Source organism: Pacificibacter marinus (genome assembly GCF_018860665.1).
Taxonomy (GTDB): Bacteria; Pseudomonadota; Alphaproteobacteria; order Rhodobacterales; family Rhodobacteraceae; genus Celeribacter; species Celeribacter marinus_A.
Map to the genome: position 1 here is coordinate 1 of NZ_JAHKPK010000025.1, position 22,320 is coordinate 22,320.

A 22,320-nucleotide genomic window follows, 5' to 3' on the forward strand; every position below is an offset into this window, starting at 1 on the left:
CAGTCTGAGCGGACTGCCCCTCACCGGCCATGCGCGCTTGCCACCACCGCTTGAATTTGCGTGCCTCTGCGCCACCGACATCAACCACGTTCAGGTCCTCGCCAAGAGCCGCAATCAAATTGTTGACAGACCGCAGGCGAGGCGAGCGCCACAAGCGCATTTGTTCGCTGTTTTTGAAGCGATTGTCATGGGCCGCAAGCGTTTCGACATGGCCGACAAGGTCTGACAGCCGCAATTGCGGTGCCTCAACCACCCCCAACAGAGCCGATGCGATCACCTCGTCAGGCACTCCATCTGCAGTCTGCGTCGCTTCAACGCGCCGCAAAACCTCATCCAACGGTGCCTGTGTAACGCTATCAATTGATAAAAATTGAAACCCACGCAGAGCTGCCAACTGTTGCGCTGCGCGAAACTTTTCTGCCGCATCGCCATCCCGCCCAGCGAGACACGCTTCCCAGCCTTCGATATACGACAGCCAGACCCCAGCCATTTTTTGCACCGCAACACCATAGGAATCGGTTTTGAGGCTATGCCAAACAACAGGCCGCGGCTCGACTGACGCATACCGTTTTGGGACACGTCGTTTTAAATACCAAATCGTTCCACGCAGGACAGGTTTTGACAGACTGGCGCCCCCAACATTCGCTTTATGTAGCAAAATGGGGTGCAAATCAAGGGAGGTAAGATCGGCACCATCGACGACCACAGCGTTAAGCCATTGATTTCGCGCGAAAATAAAAAATTACGCGTGAAATATAATGGCGGAGGAACAGTCCGCAGGTTTGAATCCCTATACATACCCAAAAGACCCCAAAACTGTTTATTTTCAAGGCATTTAGGCACCACATGGGCTTGTAAGGTCTCATGTATTCCCATAAAATATGTGGGGCAGAATGTGGGGCTAACATGTCAGAAAACTCAATTCCTGAAGGCAAGAAAACCAAGAAACCGCTCACAGCGGCCTTTGTGCGCACTGTCAAAGAAGCGGGGCGATATGGGGATGGAAACGGCTTAATTTTGAGAGTCGAACCCTCTGGCTCTAAACGCTGGATTCAGCGCATCGTCATTCGGGGCAAACGCACCGACATTGGCCTAGGGTCTGCATCCCTTGTGACGCTCGCACAGGCTCGCGAGCTTGCACACAACAATCGCAAACTGGCCCGCGCAGGTGGTGACCCGCTTGCAGTCAAGCGCAGAGCCAAAGCTGTCATGACCTTTGAAGAAGCTGCGCGCGAAGTCCACCGCATCAATTTGCCAACTTGGCGCAACGCCAAACACGGCGCGCAATTCATATCGACGCTGCAAACCTATGCTTTCCCCCGCCTTGGCTCTACGAAGGTGTCAGAAATCACCACCGCCGATGTACTGGCCGTGCTGCAACCCATTTGGTTGAAAAAACCTGAAACTGCGCGCCGCGTTCGTCAACGCATTGGGACCGTGCTTAAATGGGCCATAGCGCAAGGATGGCGACAAGATGATCCAACTTTGGTCATCACTCAAGCCCTGCCCAAACAGGACCGTACTGTTAAGCATCGCGTCTCAATGCCCTATGGTGACGTTGCCGCCTTTTTGGAGGTGATGAAAAACAGCGGCGCGGGACGCACAACCAAGCTGGCCCTTGAGTTTCTAATCCTCACAGCCACCCGATCAGGTGAGACGCGCAACGCCGTTTGGTCTGAAATTGATTTGAACACTGCAACGTGGACCATTCCCGCCCAGCGCATGAAAGCCAAGAAAGAACATCGCATTCCATTATCAAACCGTGCGCTTGAGATATTGGCAGAGGCAAAGGCACTCAATGACGGGTCCGACCTGATCTTTGCAGGTACGCGCTATGGCAAACCTCTTTCCGACATGACGCTATCGAAATTGGTCAAAGAGAACGGCTTTGCCGCTGACATTCATGGTTTCCGCACATCGTTCAAGACATGGACCCAAGAGCGCACGACCACCGCACGCGAAGTGTCAGAGGCCGCACTGGCCCACACCATCCAGAACAAAGCCGAAGCAGCCTATGCGCGGTCTGATCTATTTGAAAAGCGGCGCGGACTTATGGACCTCTGGCAGAATCACCTCTGTGCAAAAACGGCACAAATCCATCAAATCGGATAATTCCTTTCCAGAAAACGCCATTTTAATGCCGAGTCTCCAAATTTTTTCTTAAAAAATCACTTCACATTTTTGCCGATAACAGTCGTGACTTCCGACTTTGACGCAAACAGCTTTGTGACCAAGAGCGTTGATCAGTATTTTCGGATTAAAAGTGAGAGACTTAACTAAAAGGCCGAACACAAAAATGGCGAATTACCGATATTAAAGAGACGTCAAAATACCGGTAAAATCCCTGCAACACATCGGTAAAAACTCTCTACAAAACGTGCGTTAATGTCACAAAACATGTTTCAACTCAGAAGGTTAACTGCTGTGCCGCCGCACTTTTTTGCACTGAAGTACCCAACAACCCCTTTGCACTTTGTGGGACTGCAAGTACAGTTGTCACAAGGCTTAAGACAGCCCCAGAAAGAGCACGGGCGCCGAGAATAATCCCAGCGTCCGCACAAATGGAAAAAACTTTCCCGAGTCAATTTCCATGTTCTTTCTAACATGCCGCAAGCAAAAAAAAAGCGGCAATATTTAGAAAGGTCTTTGATGACTGAACATCTCTTGAGACGCTACGGCGTAGAGCAGATCACAGGCATGAGCAAAAGCGGGCTTTACCGCGCCATGTCTGAAGGCAACTTCCCCCGTCCCGTTAAAATCGGAAAACGAGCTGTAGCGTGGCGCGCAAGCGACATTGCGCTTTGGCTTGAATCCCGAACCACGACCTAGGGGATCAACCGACATGACAATTTTTGAACACACCGCTTGGGCGGAACGGCGGAGCTATGTCATCACCAATGCAGGCTGCGCCCCCTTCACAGTACAAGCCAAAGGCCGCACAGCGTGGCTTTTGGATATTTTACGGCTCACCAAAGGCAAAGGCGTCACCACGGCGGAACTCCCCGCTGGCATCCGCTTTTCGTCGGCGCTGCACCTCTTGCGCAAAAAGGGCGTGATGATCGAAACCGTCATGGAACCGCATGAGGGCAAATATGCAGGGAACCATGGACGCTATTTCTTGGTGAGCAAGGTTCACCCCGTGTTTGGGGAGGCTTCGCAATGACTGTTATACCATCACATAAAGAAACGGGCGACCAATACGCGCGCGTGGTAGCCCTTGGCGTAGTTACCCGCGTCATCGTTTGCCGTCACGACCAGCAATGGATCATCCAGCGCAAGAAAGGCGGGACACAACCGCGCTGGCTGTCTTTGGGGTACTGCTTATCCAAAGATACTGTTTTGCGACTGTGGGCGGGTCTAGGTGAAGCGCCTTGCCCTGCCCTTACCGCTTTACCTGATCGCAAGAAGGGGCCGAACCATGGGGCGTAAACCGTACAAGCACGGCAAGCGGCGCAACAAGGAGCGCTTCCTAATGCTCTATGAGTGGATGACAGAAAGCCCAGCATGGCGGGATATGTCGCCCACGGCGCGCAGTCTCTACTGTGAAATGAAAACACGCTTCAACGGCTCCAACAATGGCAAGATAACTTTGAGCCACCGCGAAGCCGCTGAGCGCCTCAATCTCAACCGCAACACGATGGGGCGTTACTTTGCAGAGCTTGAAGAACACCAGTTCATTCGCGCAGCCCAGAGGCATCACCTTGGACCAAGCGGCGTAGGGCAAACAACCCGATGGATTTTAGAAGAAGAAGAACTGCACGGGCAAAAAGCAACAAAGGCGTTCATGTCTTGGAGGAAAGGTTTTCCTGAAGCCACGAAACAAAAGCCCCGCCCAAAACCCAAGCCACCGCGTCCTAGAATAGAGGACACAGCACCTCCCAACGCCTCACCGCATTGCCCAGCCGTCATAGAATTCGGGACGTATCTGGCAAAACCCAGAAAGGCGGCGTCATGATATTTGGGACAGTATCAGAATACACCATAGGGGCTGTGTCACCATTGCAGATGTTTTGGTTTGCAGACGTTTGCCTGCCAAACTTTAGCTGGGCAATCTGGGCAGCTTACGGGTTTGGTCATATTGCGCTGGGCGTAGGCATCAAGTGGATTGGCTTTTTCAAGGGATGGTGGCTGTTCCTTTGGGCCGCATCCCGCGCCCTGATCGCCAAAGAGATATTGCTGGATCAACACACCTGCGCTGATCCCGCTATACCGATTTGGTTAGACAGCATCGCAGACATGGGGTTCGTATTTTTGGGCTTTGCTGTGGCGAGTTACCTTTGGGGAATCTTAGGCTGGCGACACCCGAACACTGACCTCAAACCTTAACATTTCTCAACATGCTGGGCGGGGAACTAAAACCGCCCAGCTTGCAAAAACTTATTAAAAAGCTGGGAAAGCCTATGGCTCAAAGCCCTCAGAATCTTCTTCTAAAGCCTCGGTAGAAACATCTTCGCTATCATCGCGCCCTTGTTTGATCTGAGGAGCCTTGCGTTGCCAAGCAGAAATGTTTGAACCGAAGTCGCCATAAAACTTAGGAACCAAAACTTCCAACTCAGCGATAAAGTTAGTTTGCTGGGTAAATTTGGCCCCAAGCCGTTCAGACACAAAGAGATGAAAGCCATGGGGAACAAGGTGTTCTTTGCCCTCACTTGCCAAGTCGGGGTCATTGCGCAAGTCTTGAAATGCGTGCTGTGTTGCCTCGCTTGCACCGGGCCAAAGCAGTCGCAAAAACAAACCGTCAACACTTTCAGCTTTGACTTGGCGCAACAACCAATTCACTCGCGCCTTTGTGGTTTTTTTATCTTCAGGCGCGCGCAAGGTCATCCCAACGTCGATACTACGGCGCGGAATGTCAGCGACAACATCAATTGTTGCAGCGGCATCAGGCACGCTCAGCGAACACTTCAAGCAATGAGCATCGCGCAAATCTTGCAATTCGTCCTTTTGACGATTGGCAGGGTCAGCGGCGTGTTTTCGTGGAAGGCGCTCAGACACATTCGCCCCCGTCATACGGCTTAAAATAAGCGATAGGTCACGCGTTTCTTGATGCCACGCCTGCAAAACAGGCAGAACCAAAGGTGAGCGTGCTGGAATGCTACCTCCACTTGAAACGAGTTTATTCAACTCTGCCCATTCGCGCGGCATTCTATCAAAGCCCTTAACCCCCGCGCTTTCGTGGGTTAGAAATCTTCGCAATTCATTCAGCAATATTTTCTGATCGGTATCTGCAACCCCCTCGCTAGACAAAAGCAAATCTGCAATCGTCAAAATATGCATCCATGACCAGTGATAAACTGGTATTTTCGAGCGGCTTTTTCGAACATCATCTAGCGGGTGAACCATTGGGCTAGTGGCGAACTGATTTGAAATAGAAATCACACAATCCGCGCCGTTCTCTTTTGCCAAGGCACGATATCGCTCTAATTGGCTTGCATCCAAATCATTGTTGCCGACCTTCGCTTCGATCAAGGCCACCCATTCACGACTGCCTGTCTTTAGGGTTATCAATCCATCTGGGCGGTCATTGACTGACCCACTTTGTTTTTCAAAACAAACTTCGGTGTATGTTGCGACCTTAGTCCTCTTCCCAAGCTTTTGCCCAACACTAGACAGCAATTCTGAGCCAAACTCTTCGACCTTAGATACACAGGCCAACACAATAGACGTTGTTCGCCCTTCTTTTGATGTCGTCGAGAGAACGGGAAACAGGCGCGCCGCTTCACCTTGCTTAAGATACTCAGGTAATTGTTCGGACATGTCCCCACCTCAAAAATTATTAAAATACTGAGGTATGAAAGCCCAATGCAGAACCCTACGTCAACAATAAGAGAGGCGATGACTATGATTTAGCTGTGGGGCAATATGTGGGGCAAAAAACGACACACCTACCCTAAATATTTGATTTAATGCAAAAATTTAGGGTGATGTGGCGGAGGAACAGGGATTCGAACCCTGGGAGGACTTTCACCCTCGTCGGTTTTCAAGACCGGTGCATTCGACCACTCTGCCACTCCTCCGACGCGCTCTCTCTAGCGCCCTCTTTTCGATTCTAAAAGACATGTAACGAAAAAAAATCAAAACAATTTCGCTTAGCACAAATTTTCCAATCCTATGCGGGTGTTGCAAGCTGGAAAACATGCCGTTTTTTGCCCATTGCCACATGCAGGGCTTTCCAGCGCAAGGGCAAGCCGCTAGACTGCAAAAAAATAAAACCGCATCAATGCCCAAAGTGGCAAAGCGGCCTAGGCAGAGCAGATCATTCGCGGATAAAACGCGGCACAAGTTCAAGGGGCATAGAGCATGCAATCGACGGGCACTCACACATCAATCCATCGCCTAAAACCGCAGATCAAAAGCCGCCTCGTCATGCGCGCGATGTTGATGCTGACCAGTGCAACATTTTTGGTGGCCTGCGATGACGGGCAAGGTGTCAACCTCTTTCAGAAAAAGCCGAGTGTTTCGGCAGACGGCACGGTACAGCAGCAAACATCGACCAAAATCGTTGAGCGCGACATCGAAGCACCGGATGTGTTTCAAGTCACAGCCAGCGGGCTTTGGGATGGCCGGCCCTCTTTGGGCGGCGTTTGGGTCGCGCATTCTGATGTCACAGACCCAGAGCGCGTCATCATCCGAAATTCTAAAAACGGCAAGTTCGTGATCGGTGCCTTGTTCAAACGCGAACGCAGCACGCCCGGCCCTGAAATTCAAGTCTCCTCGGATGCCGCCGAAGCCTTGGGCCTTTTGGCTGGCAGCCCCGCTGAGTTGAACATCACCGCATTGCGCCGCGAAGAGGTCCCCGTTGCGACAGCCCCCGAACAGGTAGAGACACTCGCCCCCGCAGAAACGATCGAGGCCGCCCCACTTGATCCCATCGCTGACGCAGCTGCCACATTGGATGCGATTGCCCCTGCAGCATCCAGCGCACCGACTGCCAAACCCGTCGCGCCCCCCAAGACGACAGCCCCGAAGGCTGCGGCGGCAAATCTGAGCAAGCCGTTCATCCAAATCGGAATTTTTTCGGTCAAAGACAACGCAGACCGCACGGTAGCAATGCTTGGGTCGCAAGGTCTTGTCGCGATCGTGAAAGACGGTGAAACGTCGGGCAAGGCGTTTTGGCGCGTGGTCGTCGGACCTGCCTCCAATGCAAATGAACGCAAAGATCTTCTCGCAAAAGTGAAGTCAGCGGGCTTCACTGATGCGTATTTTGTGACACATTAAGGCGTTACATATCTGCGCAGGTTTTCTGCGCATTCAATTTACGTTGGTCTGCGCGCCACCGTTTGACGCCAGAGACGAAAAGGATTGCATATCTATGCCCCATCTCTTGTCCCGCCTTGCCTGTGTTGTTGCGGCCTCCTGTGTGATGGTCACATCAGCCCTGCCCGCCTTTGCCTTTGATACCCATGCGCGGGCCGCTTGGGTTTATGACCTGACGACTGATACGCTGTTGTTGGAAAAAGAAGCCGATACGCCGCTTCCGCCTGCTTCGATGTCCAAATTGATGACACTCAACATGTTGTTCGAGGCCCTGCGCGATGGCCGCGTCACGCTTGACACACGGTTTTCTGTCTCGACACGGGCGAAAAATATGGGCGGTTCAACGATGTTTCTGGATGAAACAGATCGCCCCACCGTCGAAGAGTTGATCCAAGGTATTATCGTATTGTCTGGCAATGACGCCTGTGTCGCGGTGGCCGAAGGGCTTGCTGGCACGGAAGACAATTTCGCACGGCTGATGAATGAGCGCGCGCAGGCTTTGGGAATGGACAATTCGACCTTTGCCAATGCCTCTGGCTGGCCAAGCCCCGCGCAACGCATGTCGATGGAAGACCTCGGCATTTTGGCAACGCGCCTGATCAAGGATTTCCCTGAATATTACGGTTACTTTGGACAGCTCGAATTCCCTTACGACAATCGCGCACCGCAAAACCGTAACAATCGCAACCCTTTACTGAAACTCGGTATCGGCGCGGATGGGCTTAAGACCGGCCACACCCAAGAGGCGGGCTACGGGCTTGTCGGCTCCGCGATGCAGGGCAATCGTCGTTTGGTTTTCGTTATAACGGGCCTCTCTTCAGAAGCAGAGCGCGCTCAAGAGGCCGAACGTATTGTCAGCTGGGGCTTTCGCCAATTCGCGCAAAAAACAATCGCGACATCAGGGCAAGAATTCGCCCGCGCCGATGTCTGGATGGGCAGCGAGACCAACGTAGGTCTTGTCGCGGCACAAGACATGTCTTTGTTGCTGCCTGCGCCAATGTTGCAAGATGTCACCGGAACAGTCGTCTATTCCGCCCCGCTACAAGCGCCAATTCTGCAAGGCGATAAGGTTGCGGAACTCGTGATCGATCGCGGCGATATGCCTGAAGCGCGCTTGCCGCTGGTGGCGGACCGCACGATTGAACGTGGCGGCGTTGGCCCTCGGTTGCGCACAGCCTTTAGCGTGCTGCGCACCAAGCTGACCACGCCATCCGACGCCCCTGATACCGTGGCGCAATAGGACCTATATATGTTCATCAGTTTCGAGGGCATTGACGGCTCTGGCAAATCCACCCAAGCGCGTCTTTTGGCGGATTTCCTACGCAATCAAGGTCATGACGTGATCTTGACCCGCGAACCTGGTGGATCGGCTGGCGCCGAAGAAATCCGCGCGCTGGTGCTGGAAGGCGACCCAGATCGTTGGTCGGCTGAAACCGAGCTTTTGTTGTTCACCGCCGCGCGCCGCGACCATTTGGAAAAGACCATTCGCCCTGCGCTGAAGGCTGGACAAATCGTGATCTGTGATCGCTTTGCCGACAGCACACGGGTCTATCAAGGCACCACACGCGGCGATTTGTTGGAGCGTGTGAATGCGTTGCATGCGGCGATGATCGGGGTGGAACCTGACATCACGATTCTGGTCGACATCGACCCCAGCGTTGGATTGTCGCGCGCCAAGTCACGTCAGACAGCAGAAGAGCGGTTCGAAGATTTCGGCGTTGAGATGCAAATCAAGATGCGCAGCGCGTTTATGGAACTGGCAAAAAATGCCCCCCGTTTTGTTGTCATCGAGGGCGCGCAAAGCATGGATGATGTGGCCAGTGATATTGCCGAGGCCATTCTGCCGCGCTTGGCCGCAGCCGAAGGCCCACACGCATGAGAGCCCCCGCCGGAGACATGGAGCTAGAGCCGGAAGCAGACCGCGCCCCCGGCGCGCCGCATCCGCGTGAAACATTGCATTTATTTGGTCAATCCAAAGCCGAAGACGCGTTTTTGGAAGCCTTCAACACGGGGCGCTTGCACCATGCTTGGTTGATCACGGGACCGCGCGGCGTGGGCAAAGCGACGCTGGCGTGGCGGATCGCGCGGTTTTTACTGTCTCAACCTGTGGGCGAGGCTGACGCTGGCCTGTTTTGGGACGCCCCCCCTGCCCCGACCAGCCTTGAGATTGGCCACGATACACCCGTCTATCGCCGCTCCGCACAATTGGCTGAACCCCGCCTGTGTTTGATCCGGCGCGCCTATGATGCAAAGAAAAGTAAACACACCGCACAGATTTCCGTCGAAGAGGTGCGCAAACTGGGCGCGTTTTTTCATATGTCGGCCACGGATGGCGGACGTCGCGTGGTGATCGTGGACAGTGCGGATGAAATGAATGTGTCCTCGGCCAATGCTTTGCTAAAAATGCTCGAAGAGCCCCCCAAAGATGCTGTGCTTTTGCTCGTGTCCCACCAACCCTCGCGGCTTTTGCCAACCATCCGGTCGCGCTGTCGCGAGTTGCGCTTGGGGCATTTGGGCGGCGAAGATGTCCGCCAAGCCCTTGACGCGGCAGGCTTTGATGCGGCAGACCAAAGCGACGCTCTTGCTGAATTGGCAGCAGGCTCGGTTGGGGAAGCCTTAAGATTGACGAATTTGGACGGAATGGACGCGTATCGCGAAGTTGTTGCCTTGTTCGCAACGCTGCCCAAACTGGACCGCCCGCGTGCGCTCAAACTGGCGGAAAGCTGTGTGGGCGCTGCCAATGTCGATCGCTATGAGCTTATTTTGGGGCTCATTGATCGGTTCTTGACCCGCATGGCACGCACAGGCGCAGGCCGTCCGCCACTTGTCGAAGCGGCCAAAGGCGAGGCCGAGGTCATGACGCGTTTGGCCCCTGACAGCATGGCGGCCAAAGACTGGGCCACAGTGCAACAAGAAATATCGGCCCGCGCGGCTCATGCCAAGGCGGTCAACCTTGACCCTGCCGCGTCGATCCTTGATATGGTATTTAAGATTAATGACACGGCGTCTCGCGTAGCCCGAACTCGATAAACCGCTGCGCGCCGCCACAGTTTAGAGCACCCGTAATGTCCGCATCCGATATGACGTCTGAAGCCACGCCTTTGATCACCGACAGCCATTGTCACACGGACTTTCCCGACTTTGCAGATGAATTGCCGCAAGTGATTGAACGGGCTGTGGACGCTGGCGTGCACCGGATGGTGACGATCTGCACCAAGCTGAAAAACGTACCGCAGGTGCAGGCTATTTCTGAGGCCCATGCACCGGTATTTTGGGCGGCAGGCACCCACCCTATGTCAGCGGCAGAGGAACCTTTGGCCAGCGTTGAAGATTTGGTCAAACTGGCAGACCATCCGAAATTCGTCGGGATTGGCGAGACAGGTCTGGATTATCACTACAGCGTCGACAGTATGAGCATTCAACAGGAAAGCCTGCGGGTTCATATTGAGGCGGCGCGTCAAACCGGCCTGCCTTTGATCATTCATGCGCGTGCTGCGGATGATGATATGGCGCGTATTTTGACGGAAGAATTTAAGGCGGGCGCCTATTCTTGCGTTATGCATTGTTTTTCCAGCTCACGCGCATTGGGCATGGCGGCACTCGAGTTGGGGTTTTACCTGTCGATGTCTGGCATCACGGCGTTTCCTAAATCATCTGAACTGCGCGAAATTTTCTGCGATGTGCCCAAGGATCGCATTTTGGTGGAAACAGACGCGCCCTATCTTGCGCCGCCACCCTTTCGCGGACGTCGTAACGAGCCGTCTTATGTCGCCCATACAGCGCGCAAAGCGGCCGAGACTTTCGGCATGGATTACGCTGATTTCGCGGCCCAGACAGAAGCCAATTTTGAACGTCTGTTCACCAAGGCCGTGCTTTGAGCCTGACCTTTACCATATTGGGCTGCGGGTCCTCCGGTGGCGTGCCGCGCATTGGCGGCATTTGGGGGGCCTGCGATCCCAAAAATCCAAAAAACACACGCCTGCGCTGTTCTGCTTTGGTTGAAAAAACCGGTTCAGGCGGTACCACAAAAGTGTTGATCGACACCTCGCCCGATATGCGCAAACAATTGCTGGATGCAAATGTCAGCCATTTGGACGGGGTGATTTACACCCACGCCCATGCGGATCATGTCCACGGCATTGATGATCTGCGCCAAGTGGTGTTTTCCATGCGCGAGCGGGTGAAAGTCTGGGCCGACAAAGACACGCAAAACGATCTTATTTCGCGTTTTGGCTATGCCTTCGTGCAGCCTGAGGGCTCGAATTATCCCGCCATTTTGGACCTGCACGCCATCTCTGGCCCTGTGACGATTGATGGCGCTGGCGGGCCGATCACCTTTGATCCGATCAAAGTGAACCACGGCCAAATCGACGCGCTTGGGTTTCGCATTGGGTCATTGGCCTATATCCCTGATGTTTTAGAGATTTTTGAAGACAGCTGGCCCAAACTTATGGGGCTCGGCACATTGATCATCGATGCCTTGCGTTATGAACCGCACCCCTCGCACGCGCATTTGGCACGAACACTGGAGTGGATCGAACGCGCCGCGCCCAGCACAGCCGTTCTCACAAATATGCACATTGATCTTGACTACGAGACCCTGCAAGCTGAGACCGAAGATCACATCACACCCGCATTCGACGGTCTGACGATCCCCTTTAAGGACTAAAATCTATGCAAGCGCTGCTTCAAGTCATTATGCCCGTCTTTTTGGTTGTGGGGTATGGCTATCTTTCGCGGGTACGGGGTTGGATTTCTGACGATGCCGTGGCGATGTTGATGAAATTCGCCCAGAACTTTGCCGTGCCATTGTTGTTGTTTTCAGGCATTGCGCAGATAGATTTGGGCGAAACCTTTCACCCGCCGTTGCTGCTTTCATTTTATATCGGCGCATTCTCGGGGGGCGCTTTTGCCTTTTGCGGCGCGCGCTATTTGTTCAAACGCAGCCTGACGGACTCTGTCGCCATCGGTTTTGTCGGTCTATTTTCAAACTGTATGTTGCTGGGCATCCCGATCACTGAGCGCGCCTATGGGATTGATGCTCTAGGGTGGAACTTTGCGATCATTTCGATCCACGCGCCATTGCTTTACGCAGTTGGGATCACCGCAATGGAGCTCGCCCGTGCCCAAGGACAGAATATATCGGCGATAAAACTGGCCAAACAGGTCAGTTCGTCTATTTTGAAAAATCCTTTGATCATCGGCATTTCAGCGGGCTGGATCGTTAATGTGACGGGCCTATCTTTGCCCCTGCCTCTTTGGGACTCGATCAATCTCATGAAAAGCGCAGCTATTCCTGTTGCATTATTCGGATTGGGTGGCGTCTTGGTGCGCTACCGTCCAGAGGGCGACATGCGTATCATCGCTTGGACTGTCACGGCATCACTGTTGGTACATCCTTTGATCACCTATGGCTTGGGTCATTTTGTCTTTCATCTAGAGGTTGGCCCGCTCAGGTCTGCTGCGCTTACAGGAGCAATGGCCACAGGCGTTAATGGCTATTTGTTTGCAGACATGTACGGTTCGGCAAAACGCGTGGCGGCCTCGTCTGTGTTGATCGGTACGGGGCTTTCTGTGCTTACCATTTGGTGTTGGCTTGCGATCCTGCCCTAAGAGGCGCACCTCACGTTTTGGCAAAGTACAGGCTTAGACGTGGCGCATAGTCATAAAAACTAGGGGCAAAAATCTCATTTAAGGGCCTCAATACGATCCCTAGCTTGCGCCCCAGCGGGATACCCACGGCGAAAAAACACGGCATATTTTGTAAACAGTGCCTTTAAAAACCCCTTATTTTTCACGTATGGACCTCAAACCTGCCCAATTTGAGCCTCAATCCTCCGTCATTTCATCGATCAAGACGATCGAACTGCGCTCTGTGGTTTGATCTGTAGTTTTGAGGTGATTGATATGCCAGTATTCGACGTAAGATTTTATAACATTGATCCGGCATCCTTTTTGGGAGAAACGGGATCCTTTTCCACCTATACTGGCCCTCAAATTGCCGCAGGCGTTGCCGCAATCACCGACAACGGTACAGGGGCCGATGGGTTGGGCTTGGATGACGACAACGCTGGCGACGGCGCCACGACTGCGGTTGTGTCACTCGATGGCGACACCTCAACCAATGCGACTGTTGATGCAGAACGTGTGTGGACCGTTCAAGACACCACAACAGGTGAAATTTTTCAAATCGCGCAGTTCGATGTTGAAAGCGGCGATGCGCAAGGGCTTTACACTCTATCTGAGGTGCCCCTTGTTGTGGGGCATACCTATGAAGTCCTGAACAATGACACTTTCGCGGTTATTGCTGACGGTGAAGAAGCCTTTACCTATGCCGATTACCAAGACGACATTGTCGAGGGCACAAGCGGAAATGACACGATAGATTCCTCATACGTTGAACCAAATGGCGGTGATGTGATCGATGGCGAAACCGCAACGTCTAACGTTTTCTCATGGGACGATTACGCCGAAGACGGCGTCGATCTTTCAAATTCAGATGGCTCTATGGTTGTTGGCGGCATCGAGGTTTCCATCAGCTATAATGATGAGGGCCCTGGCTACTCTGTCGCGGTCTCTGACGATACGATTTATAGTGATACAGGTGAAACTTTTGACACCGACAGCTCTCTTTTGCTGCTCGGAAACAACCGAAACGGCGAAGGCTCCGGTTCCGACACCTCTACCCTGACCATCGATTTTGATCAGGCGGAAGGGTCGAACCTAAACCCAGAAGTCGAAAACGTAAGTTTCCGTATCTCCGATATCGATGTGTCCAGATTTATCGACACCATCACGGTCACCGCTTATGACAGCGAGGGCCAACCCGTTAACGTTGTGATTACATCCGCCGGAGACGTGTCCGTCGTTGGGGACACAGCAACGGGCACCTCAAGCACCTCTTCTGCTGACGCGGATGGGTCCATTCTTGTGACCATAGAAGGCCCTGTTTCGTCTATCGAGATTGACTACGGCAATGATGGCAGGGGCAACCAAGGCGTCAACATTTCTGATATTCATTTTGACAGCGTCTACGGCGATTACGACGACACGGTCGAGGCAGGCGACGGCGACGATTTTATCGAGTCTGGTCTTGGCGATGATGTTGTCTCAGCTGGCGCTGGTGATGACACTGTGTCGGGTGGTGAGGGTGATGATATCCTGTTCGGCGACCAAAATACCGAACCATCGACCACAACGGTGGGATCAAATCTGATCACAAATGGCACCATGGAGGCGACAGGCACCAAGGTAAACGGAGCCGTCGACACGAATGTATCAGGATGGACGAGTATCCTTGACGGGGATGTCGTAAGCAAGTCTGAGGTCTGGAACGGATCTCTTGACGGGGTCAGCAATGCCGTCGGCGACACCTATGTCGAATTGGACAACGATACCGGCGTCGACGCCATCAGCCAGACAATCGCGACAACAGCGGGCACGTCCTATGTCCTAAGCTTTGACGCAGCCTTGCGTAACACTGCGGGTGACGATGGGATTGAAGTCTACATTGACGATGAACTTGTCGATGTGATCAGACCGGGCGATGCAACCTGGGATACCTATACGGTCGAATTCACAGGAACCGGCGATGACACCACCATCGAATTCCGTGAAATCGCCAGCGAAGACGACAAACGGGGTGTGCTGTTAGACGATGTCTCTGTCATGGAAGTGGCCTACGTTGTTGACCCCGATGCGGTCACAGACGGTGACGACATCATGGACGGCGGCGACGGCAATGACACGATCTACGGTCAAGGCGGCAATGATACGCTGAGCGGCGGCGCGGACAATGACTTCATCGATGGCGGCAGCGGCGACGACACGATTTACGGTGGCACTGGCGAAGACACGATTTACGGCGGTGAAGGTGATGACACCATCTACGCTGGCAGCGGTGATACGATAGATGGCGGCGACGGTGATGACACCTTCATCATTGATCCTTCCCAGCTTGAAGGCAATGCAGACCCGCTCAACCCAGATGTGATCACCATCATCGGCAGCGAATCTGGCGAAGACGGTGGTGGCGATACTTTGGACATGAACGGCCTTATGGTGCCCGGATCCGTCGTGCGTGATGCTGGCGACAATGAAAGCGGGTATGCCACACTGACAGATGGGACGATCATTCGGTTTGAGAATATCGAAACCTTGATCTGCTTTGGTCGAGGCACCCGCATCGAAACCCCTTATGGCTCACGCCGCATCGAGACGTTGAAGGTGGGCGATCTGGTTATTACCCGAGATCACGGCCCTCAGCCACTGCGCTGGATCGGGTCGCGCGGCGTTGAGGCCAAAGGCGATTTTGCCCCGATCCAGATCAAATCTGGCGTATTGGGCAACACAGCCGATCTGATTGTATCACCGCAACATCGCATGGTCTTGGACGGGTGGCGCGCTGAGATGTTGTTTGGCGCGAATGAAGTTTTCGCAGCCGCCAAGCACCTGATCAACGACACCACCATTGTGCGGCGCGAGGGCGGGTTTGTGGAATATTTCCACATGATGTTCGATGCCCATGAGGTTGTTTTTGCTGAAAGCGCTGCCTCTGAAAGTTTCCACCCCTCTGATTTGTCTTTAACCGGGGTGGCTGACGAGGCACGCGAGGAATTGTTCAAACTGTTTCCAGAACTTCGCACGATGCCAACGGGACACGGGCCAACAGCACGCCTATGCTTGAAAGCACATGAAGCGCGGTTGTTGATGACCTAAGCCAACCACGCACTGAAACGTCAAAACGCCCAACTGATGTTGGGCGTTTTCGGGTGCAAATTGAGAGCTTGCTTTGCACAATCGCCGCATGCCTGACCATATTCAACAGGGCCAAACGGGGCATATATGCCCCATGGAAATGTTGTTTTGTGAGGCGGACAGGCATGCCCGCCCCTATCGCTTAGACAACAACTGTTCCGCGAAACGGCAGGTTGTTTGCAATCGTGAACTTCATACCATCGAGCAATTGAACCAGATCAGGGCGCGCAGATGGCGCGTTTGAAATGGCCGCGACGACGATATTGCCAGCTGGATCAAGGCAGAAAATGCCTGGCTCAGCAAAACGCGCAATCGCGTCGCCGTTGTTTGCAGGTTCGGTGATGTACAGCCCCAGTTCGACCATTTGATCGACAGTCAGACCATAACCTACATCCATGCTCCATTTGTACTCGGCAATATCTGCTGCAGCGCGTTCTTCAGTGTCTGCGGACACCACTTTGATCGTGAACCCCGCCTCTTCCCATTCGGATTTCATCGCTTCCAAACCGTTAAGGTAGTTTTTGCAACGGCCACAATGGCGGCCACGGTACACGATGAACAAGGTCCACCCTTCGGTCGCCCCGCCAATATTCATGGTTCCACCACCGAGTTGTGGAACAGAAATGGCAGGGATAGGCGCCCCAACGGTTGGTTTCGCATGTGCGTTCATAGCGTGCAATCTCTCATATAAAGTAATGTTGTCTGCCTCAGCGGCAGGATCTTGACCCGTCTTTGAGTATACAGCGCTCCCTCTTGAGTCAACAGTCATATGATGTCATACGTCATATGTAAGATGCAGTCAGCCTGAGCCTGTGATAACACTGGTCACAAGTATGAAACCTCCTAATGCATGACCCAAAGCCATCGCAATCGGAGGACCCAGTAGGAGAATTACGTTGCAAGACCAACCGTCGCCAACCACATCAAAACGTCCGCGTCTGAGTGTCGATGTCGCCAATCGACTGCGTAAAATGATTGATGATCGTCAATGGGTTGCCGGACAGCAGCTTCCCACCGAACTCAAGTTGATTGACATGTTTGGTGTCAGCCGCACTGTCATCCGCGAGGCCATTTCAGCCCTTGGTGCTGAAGGACTGGTCCAACCCCAACATGGTCGCGGCGTGTTTGTGGCTGAACACCTACCCACCCGCCCTTTTCGCTTTGGTGACACAAGTATCGATGAAACCACACACATCCGCCAAAGCATGGAATTGCGGCTTGGGATCGAAACAGAGGCCGCAGCTCTGGCTGCAGCCCGCCGCACAGATGCAGAACTGGCCGAAATAAAACGCGCCCTAGACGCCATCAACCAGTTGAACGCTGAAAGCGTCGGAGGTGCCGCCGAAGACTTTCATTTCCATGTCAAAATTGCCGAAGCCACCCACAACAGCTATCTTGTGGACTTCATGAATTTCTTAGGCACGCCCATCATCCCGCGCGTGGTTCTGCGCCTTGATTTTGGCGCAGAACGCGATGCCTTTTTTGAAGAGTTAATTGAACATCACAACGCGATCTATGATGCGATTGAGGCCCAAGATCCAGAAGCCGCAGCAACAGCGATGCGGGTTCATCTGTCACGTGGCTTGGTTGTAAACCGCGCAGTATAACGCAACGCCGCAGGCCCTCTTTCGAAAACACAGCCTCCCTTACAAAAGCGGCTGCATCACGTCGATAATGGCAGAACGTGCGGTACGCCCGCGTGTCACATGACGCAATGCCGCGACGCCGATCCAATAGCGCCGCGGCGAGAGTATGACACCTGTGCTGCCCAAAAGTTTAGCTCAGGTGCCATAGTGTTAAGCTGCAGCCATCAACGCGTCTTTGGCGCGCGCCTCATAGGCTTGCAAGGCAGGACCATCGATCGCTTCCCCCACGCGTTTGAGCCACGCTTTGACTGTATCAAAGTCAGGCGTCAAATGCGGCGCCCATTGAAATGCAGAGGCCATAATCAGATCAGCCACAGTGATTTTATCGCCCACCAAGAAGGGCTTATCACCCAAACCTGTGAGGATTTGATCGCCCACTTCTTTCATTGTACGAAAGTTACTGACCATAATCGGATGGTCGATTTCGGCAAAATGCGTCACCATCGCGGGCTCTAAAACGCCGCAATAATAGGTCATCCATGACAAGAATGTACCGCGCCCCGGCTGGCCAGATGCCACCCCCAAAGGACAGCCGTAAAGCTCGTCAAGGTACATCATGATGGCAGCGCTTTCGCGGATATGTTCGCCATCATCTGTGATCAAGTAAGGCACTTTGCCTTCTGGATGCGCGTTGCTTGGGTCAACATGACCAGAGCCGTCAGCTTTCACAACATCGACGTTGATCACTTTGATATCATCAAGTTTTCCCATCATCATAAGTTGGGCGATGACACGTGTCGCGCGGGTCTCTGGGGTGTAGTAAAGTGTTGGCATGATTTGGCCTCTCATTTTTGGCTTTGCGTTATGTCGCCGTTGTGACACCTTACTGCTGACAATTCCTGTCAGTAAGTTTATGCGATAAAACCCTATGGCCAAATCAGATCGACTGTTCAGATTGCTTCACCTTATTCGCGGATTGACTCCGCCAGTGACGGCCTCGCGATTGGCCGCCGCGATGGAGGTATCAGAGCGCACGATTTATCGCGACATCGACAGCCTGCGCGCAGCAGGGGCACAGATCGAAGGCGAGGCGGGATTGGGCTACACCATGACCGAAGACATCGCCTTGCCGCCGCAAACCTTTACACAATTGGAAATCGAGGCGCTGACTTTGGCCTTGTCAGATGTGAATCAACGCTGTGATCCCGCTTTGGCGGCGGCGGCCTCGGATGCTTTGACAAAAATTCTAGCCACCCTGCCTGAGCGCCAGCAACGCCAAGCCGCTCATGCCGTGAATTTGGTGCACCGGCTGCACCGTCCCGCGCCCCCTGCCATCGACATGAGCGTATTGCGCGAGGCGATGTGGGCCGAGGAGGCGCTGGATCTAACCTACACAGACGCAAAGGAAAATGTCACTCAGCGGCGCATTTATCCGCTGACGCTATCCTATCACGACCAAGCGGTCATGGTGCTGGCATGGTGCTGTACACGCCAAGATTTTCGCATGTTTCACACCACACGCATCTCGACCTACGCGCGCACCAGCGAAAGCTTTCGCCCCCGCCGCGTGCCGCTGTTGCGAGACTACATCACCCAGCTGCGGGCCCGTGATGCCAAACATGGCGTCAGGCCGCTACCAGATCGTCGGTAAAATGTGCTGTTAGCTTACCGCTTGCTTTAGATTGACGCGGTCAATCAAGGCCTGCGCGCTTTCCACACGTTCGGAATAGCGATCCGTCAACGCAGGACGCGCACGGGTCATATAGGTAAATTTGACCAGCTCCTCCATCACATCTGTGATCCGCATCAAATAGGGCGAAGGCTTCATCCGCCCCGCTTCGTCGAATTCATTCCATGCCTTGGCCACAGAGGACTGATTGGGAATGGTCACCATCCGCATCCAGCGCCCCAAAATGCGCATTTGATTGACTGCGTTAAAGCTTTGCGAGCCACCACAAACCTGCATCACCGCCAGCGTTTTGCCTTGGGTTGGTCGCACGGCGCCCATGGATAGCGGAATCCAGTCGATTTGTGCCTTTAGAATACCTGTCATCGCGCCGTGGCGTTCAGGGCTAGACCAGACCATACCTTCAGACCATTCGGCCAATTCGCGCAGCTCAACCACTTTCGGATGATCGGGATCGCAAGCATCAGGCAGAGGCAGATCGCGTGGGTCAAAGATTTTGACCTCGCAACCATACCACCGCAACAAACGTGCCGCTTCTTCGGCGGCCAAACGCGAAAAGGACCGACCCCGCAGGGAACCGTAGAGCACCAAAATACGCGGCGCATGGCCGTCGTCTTTCGCTCCAGCATAGTCACGCCAGTCAATCGACTTGAGTTGAGCTTCATCAACGGCGGGCAAAGTATCAGTTGCGGTCATTGTCATGGTGTCACGACCTCGCCGTCTTCTTTTGTGTAGCTCGCAGGCGGGTTTTCCATAATTGTAAAGACTTTTTCAGAAGGTCGGCACAGCGCGGTACCTTTTGATGTGACGACAAATGGTCGATTGATCAAAATCGGGTGCTGCATCATCGCGTCTAAAATCACCTCATCCGAAACGCTTCCATCGCGTAGACCCAAGTCTTCGGCCTCTTTCTGTTTGGCGCGCATCGCAGAACGTGGTGTTTCGCCAGCCTCTTTGATCATCGCGACCAATTCTTCCCGCGTTGGTGGTGTTTTCAGATATTCAATCACCTCGATCTCTTCGCCTGCGCTTTGCAATATTGCGAGCGTATTACGCGAAGTGCCGCATCTTGGATTGTGGTATATTTTAGTCATGATTTCAGGTCCTTAGGCGAATTATTTGATGTTACACCACAACAAGGCGCAACCATATTGATCACAGGGGCGCAAGCCTCTGGCGCGCCACCGCAGCAGTCTTCCAGCATGAACCGCAGCAGGGCATTTAACCCATCCATGTTCGAACGATAAATGATGCTGCGCCCAGCCCGCGTGCTGGTGATCAGCCCCGCTTGCGCAAGGTGCGACAGGTTTTGCGAGGTGGTGTTGGCCTTGGCGTTCAGCGCTGTGGCGATATCGCCGGCCGCCATACCTTGAGGGCCGGCTTTGATAAGCAGCCGGAATGCCTCAAGTCGTAAGGGCTGGCTGAGAGCTGCGAAGGCTGTGAGAGCTTGATAAGTATCCATACTTCATGAAATAATGAATTGACGCCAATTTGGCAAGGCATCTTTTGCGCTGTTTAGAGATTTTCAACACATAACTGCCACCCTATGGCTTATGAAAACCCTGCTGCCAGCGATTCCCTTACCAACCACAGAGCTCTTGATCGGCCTGCCCCTTATCTTGATGTTGATATTGGGCACCTGAGGCCATTGTAATGCCTTCATCTGTGACCTAGTTTTACGCGACCGTCATTGAGGAGGACACCATGACAGAACGCAAACAAGGCTTCGACACCCTACAGGTTCACGCAGGCACAGGCCCCGATCCAGCCACCGGCGCACGTCAAGTGCCGATTTACCAAACCACAGCCTATGAATTTCGTGATGCAGACCACGCAGCGAAATTGTTCAACTTGGAGGAAGTCGGCTACATCTATTCGCGCCTGACCAATCCAACAGTGGCAGCATTGCAAAACCGCATCGCAGCGCTTGAAGGCGGTGTGGGCGCTGTTTGTTGCTCATCTGGCCACGCGGCACAAATTATGGCGCTGTTCCCGCTCATGCAGCCAGGAACAAATATCGTTGCATCTACAAGACTTTATGGTGGCACGTTGACGCAATTCAGTCAGACATTCAAACGCTTTGGCTGGTCTGCGACATTTGTGGATTTCGACGATCTGGACGCCGTGAAAGCAGCGATTGACGACAACACCCGCGCGATTTTCTGTGAAACCATCGCCAACCCCGGCGGCTATATCACCGACCTTGATGCAGTGTCCGTAATCGCTAAAGACGCAGGCATTCCACTGATCGTCGACAACACCACCGCCACGCCTTACTTATGTCGCCCGTTTGAGCATGGCGCCACTTTGGTAGTGCATTCGACCACGAAATACATGACCGGCAACGGCACTGTGACCGGCGGTTGTGTGGTGGATTCGGGCAATTTCGACTGGATGGCTTCCGACAAATTCCCGTCCCTTAGCCAGCCTGAGCCTGCCTACCACGGCTTGTGCTTTGGCGCGGCTCTAGGCCCTATGGCATTCACCTTCCACGGCATCGCCATCGGTCTGCGCGATCTCGGCATGACCATGAACCCCCAAGGCGCACATTACACGCTGATGGGCATTGAAACTCTGTCCTTGCGCATGCAACGCCATGTGGAAAACGCCGCTCAAGTCGCCGAATGGCTGGAAAAAGACCCCCGTGTTGAGGCCGTGACCTACGCAGGACTGGACTCGTCGCCCTATAAAGAGCGCATGTCACGCATCTGTCCCAAAGGCGCAGGCGGGCTGTTCACCGTGGCGCTCAAAGGCGGCTATGACGCTTGTGTGGCGACCGTGGATAAAATGGAGCTGTTCTCCCACGTGGCCAACTTGGGCGACACGCGGTCTTTGGTGATCCACCCAGCGTCCACAACGCACCGCCAACTGTCCGAGGCCGAGCAAGTGAAAGCCGGAGCCTCACCAAATGTCTTGCGCCTGTCCATCGGCATTGAAGATGTGGCGGATATTATTGCGGATTTGGATCAAGCTATGGCGTAAGCTCCTAGCTTAGAAACAACAAAACCCGCTCTCATCTTGAGGGCGGGTTTT

The 22,320-nt window shown here is 53.6% G+C and carries 23 protein-coding genes, 1 tRNA gene and 2 pseudogenes; 17 read left to right on the forward strand and 9 right to left on the reverse strand.

The window, feature by feature from the left end; all coding sequences use genetic code 11:
* Together KO497_RS07240 and KO497_RS19415 are read right to left on the reverse strand one after the other, a co-directional pair.
* Window positions 1-490 (reverse strand): annotated as a pseudogene (locus tag KO497_RS07240) (hypothetical protein); the annotation flags it as partial.
* A 21-nt stretch (window positions 491-511) separates the two neighbouring features.
* A pseudogene (locus KO497_RS19415) lies at window positions 512-706 on the reverse strand (hypothetical protein); the annotation flags it as partial.
* Between the two features lie 200 nt (window positions 707-906).
* Here KO497_RS19415 and KO497_RS07245 point away from each other — a divergent pair.
* The 6 genes from KO497_RS07245 (at window position 907) to KO497_RS07270 (ending at window position 4,326) form a co-directional block, all read left to right on the forward strand.
* Window positions 907-2,112, forward strand: a complete 1,206-nt coding sequence (locus tag KO497_RS07245) for a tyrosine-type recombinase/integrase (RefSeq protein WP_215943302.1) — start codon at window positions 907-909, stop codon at window positions 2,110-2,112.
* 537 nt (window positions 2,113-2,649) lie between these two features.
* Entirely contained in the window at window positions 2,650-2,829 is a 180-nt protein-coding gene (locus KO497_RS07250) for a helix-turn-helix transcriptional regulator (protein WP_215943303.1), read from the forward strand.
* A gap of 13 nt (window positions 2,830-2,842) precedes the next feature.
* Window positions 2,843-3,163, forward strand: coding sequence for a winged helix domain-containing protein (locus KO497_RS07255; RefSeq protein WP_215943304.1), 321 nt, complete (start codon window positions 2,843-2,845; stop codon window positions 3,161-3,163).
* Window positions 3,160-3,429, forward strand: coding sequence for a hypothetical protein (locus KO497_RS07260; RefSeq protein ID WP_215943305.1), 270 nt, complete (start codon window positions 3,160-3,162; stop codon window positions 3,427-3,429). Before KO497_RS07255 ends, KO497_RS07260 begins: the two co-directional genes overlap by 4 nt.
* On the forward strand, window positions 3,419-3,955 hold the full coding sequence (locus tag KO497_RS07265) for a replication initiator protein A (protein ID WP_215943306.1): 537 nt from the start codon (window positions 3,419-3,421) through the stop codon (window positions 3,953-3,955). The genes KO497_RS07260 and KO497_RS07265 overlap by 11 nt, the downstream gene beginning before the upstream one ends.
* Window positions 3,952-4,326, forward strand: a complete 375-nt coding sequence (locus KO497_RS07270) for a hypothetical protein (RefSeq protein ID WP_215943307.1) — start codon at window positions 3,952-3,954, stop codon at window positions 4,324-4,326. Before KO497_RS07265 ends, KO497_RS07270 begins: the two co-directional genes overlap by 4 nt.
* A gap of 72 nt (window positions 4,327-4,398) precedes the next feature.
* Here the strand turns inward: KO497_RS07270 and KO497_RS07275 are convergent, their stop codons facing one another.
* Both KO497_RS07275 and KO497_RS07280 read right to left on the reverse strand, forming a co-directional pair.
* A complete protein-coding gene (locus KO497_RS07275; RefSeq protein ID WP_215943308.1) occupies window positions 4,399-5,757 on the reverse strand; it encodes a hypothetical protein in 1,359 nt (452 codons plus the stop codon).
* A gap of 170 nt (window positions 5,758-5,927) precedes the next feature.
* A tRNA-Ser gene (locus KO497_RS07280) sits at window positions 5,928-6,017 on the reverse strand.
* A 283-nt stretch (window positions 6,018-6,300) separates the two neighbouring features.
* Between KO497_RS07280 and KO497_RS07285 the strand changes: the two genes are divergently transcribed.
* From KO497_RS07285 to KO497_RS07320, 8 genes are all read left to right on the forward strand, one after another.
* Complete coding sequence (locus KO497_RS07285) at window positions 6,301-7,218, forward strand: SPOR domain-containing protein (protein WP_252729562.1); 918 nt, start codon at window positions 6,301-6,303, stop codon at window positions 7,216-7,218.
* 94 nt (window positions 7,219-7,312) lie between these two features.
* Window positions 7,313-8,497 carry a D-alanyl-D-alanine carboxypeptidase family protein gene (locus KO497_RS07290; RefSeq protein ID WP_215943309.1) on the forward strand — a complete coding sequence of 395 codons (1,185 nt, stop codon included), beginning with the start codon at window positions 7,313-7,315 and terminating at the stop codon, window positions 8,495-8,497.
* A gap of 9 nt (window positions 8,498-8,506) precedes the next feature.
* The gene (gene tmk / locus KO497_RS07295; protein WP_215943310.1) at window positions 8,507-9,136 is read left to right on the forward strand and encodes a dTMP kinase; all 630 of its coding nucleotides are present in this window, start codon (window positions 8,507-8,509) and stop codon (window positions 9,134-9,136) included.
* Window positions 9,133-10,287 (forward strand): DNA polymerase III subunit delta', encoded by a 1,155-nt coding sequence (locus tag KO497_RS07300; protein WP_215943311.1) that lies wholly within the window; start codon window positions 9,133-9,135, stop codon window positions 10,285-10,287. Before tmk ends, KO497_RS07300 begins: the two co-directional genes overlap by 4 nt.
* A gap of 35 nt (window positions 10,288-10,322) precedes the next feature.
* On the forward strand, window positions 10,323-11,135 hold the full coding sequence (locus KO497_RS07305; RefSeq protein WP_436799282.1) for a TatD family hydrolase: 813 nt from the start codon (window positions 10,323-10,325) through the stop codon (window positions 11,133-11,135).
* Entirely contained in the window at window positions 11,132-11,926 is a 795-nt protein-coding gene (locus tag KO497_RS07310; RefSeq protein ID WP_215943312.1) for an MBL fold metallo-hydrolase, read from the forward strand. Before KO497_RS07305 ends, KO497_RS07310 begins: the two co-directional genes overlap by 4 nt.
* A 5-nt stretch (window positions 11,927-11,931) precedes the next feature.
* Entirely contained in the window at window positions 11,932-12,870 is a 939-nt protein-coding gene (locus KO497_RS07315) for an AEC family transporter (RefSeq protein ID WP_215943313.1), read from the forward strand.
* 294 nt (window positions 12,871-13,164) lie between these two features.
* The gene (locus KO497_RS07320; RefSeq protein ID WP_215943314.1) at window positions 13,165-15,975 is read left to right on the forward strand and encodes a Hint domain-containing protein; all 2,811 of its coding nucleotides are present in this window, start codon (window positions 13,165-13,167) and stop codon (window positions 15,973-15,975) included.
* A gap of 181 nt (window positions 15,976-16,156) precedes the next feature.
* Here KO497_RS07320 and KO497_RS07325 read toward each other — a convergent pair whose 3' ends face one another.
* Window positions 16,157-16,684 carry a redoxin domain-containing protein gene (locus tag KO497_RS07325; RefSeq protein WP_215943315.1) on the reverse strand — a complete coding sequence of 176 codons (528 nt, stop codon included), beginning with the start codon at window positions 16,682-16,684 and terminating at the stop codon, window positions 16,157-16,159.
* A gap of 226 nt (window positions 16,685-16,910) precedes the next feature.
* On the opposite strand from KO497_RS07325, the gene KO497_RS07330 reads away from it, so the two are divergent.
* Window positions 16,911-17,621, forward strand: a complete 711-nt coding sequence (locus KO497_RS07330; protein WP_215943316.1) for a FadR/GntR family transcriptional regulator — start codon at window positions 16,911-16,913, stop codon at window positions 17,619-17,621.
* 189 nt (window positions 17,622-17,810) lie between these two features.
* On the opposite strand, the gene KO497_RS07335 is transcribed toward KO497_RS07330, so the two are convergent.
* Window positions 17,811-18,434 carry a glutathione S-transferase family protein gene (locus KO497_RS07335; protein ID WP_215943317.1) on the reverse strand — a complete coding sequence of 208 codons (624 nt, stop codon included), beginning with the start codon at window positions 18,432-18,434 and terminating at the stop codon, window positions 17,811-17,813.
* A 94-nt stretch (window positions 18,435-18,528) separates the two neighbouring features.
* Here KO497_RS07335 and KO497_RS07340 point away from each other — a divergent pair, with 94 nt between their 5' ends.
* Window positions 18,529-19,251 (forward strand): helix-turn-helix transcriptional regulator, encoded by a 723-nt coding sequence (locus tag KO497_RS07340; protein ID WP_215943318.1) that lies wholly within the window; start codon window positions 18,529-18,531, stop codon window positions 19,249-19,251.
* Between the two features lie 9 nt (window positions 19,252-19,260).
* Here the strand turns inward: KO497_RS07340 and arsH are convergent, their stop codons facing one another.
* The 3 genes from arsH to KO497_RS07355 are packed head-to-tail and all read right to left on the reverse strand — an operon-like array spanning window position 19,261 to window position 20,749.
* A complete protein-coding gene (gene arsH / locus KO497_RS07345) occupies window positions 19,261-19,983 on the reverse strand; it encodes an arsenical resistance protein ArsH (RefSeq protein WP_436799285.1) in 723 nt (240 codons plus the stop codon).
* A 2-nt stretch (window positions 19,984-19,985) separates the two neighbouring features.
* Window positions 19,986-20,381: an arsenate reductase (glutaredoxin) gene (gene arsC, locus KO497_RS07350; RefSeq protein WP_215943320.1), complete on the reverse strand. Its 396-nt coding sequence runs from the start codon at window positions 20,379-20,381 to the stop codon at window positions 19,986-19,988.
* A complete protein-coding gene (locus KO497_RS07355) occupies window positions 20,378-20,749 on the reverse strand; it encodes an ArsR/SmtB family transcription factor (RefSeq protein ID WP_215943321.1) in 372 nt (123 codons plus the stop codon). Before KO497_RS07355 ends, arsC begins: the two co-directional genes overlap by 4 nt.
* Window positions 20,750-20,991: 242 nt before the next feature.
* Here KO497_RS07355 and KO497_RS07360 point away from each other — a divergent pair, with 242 nt between their 5' ends.
* The gene (locus KO497_RS07360) at window positions 20,992-22,269 is read left to right on the forward strand and encodes an O-acetylhomoserine aminocarboxypropyltransferase/cysteine synthase family protein (protein WP_215943322.1); all 1,278 of its coding nucleotides are present in this window, start codon (window positions 20,992-20,994) and stop codon (window positions 22,267-22,269) included.
* Window positions 22,270-22,320 lie beyond the last annotated feature (51 nt).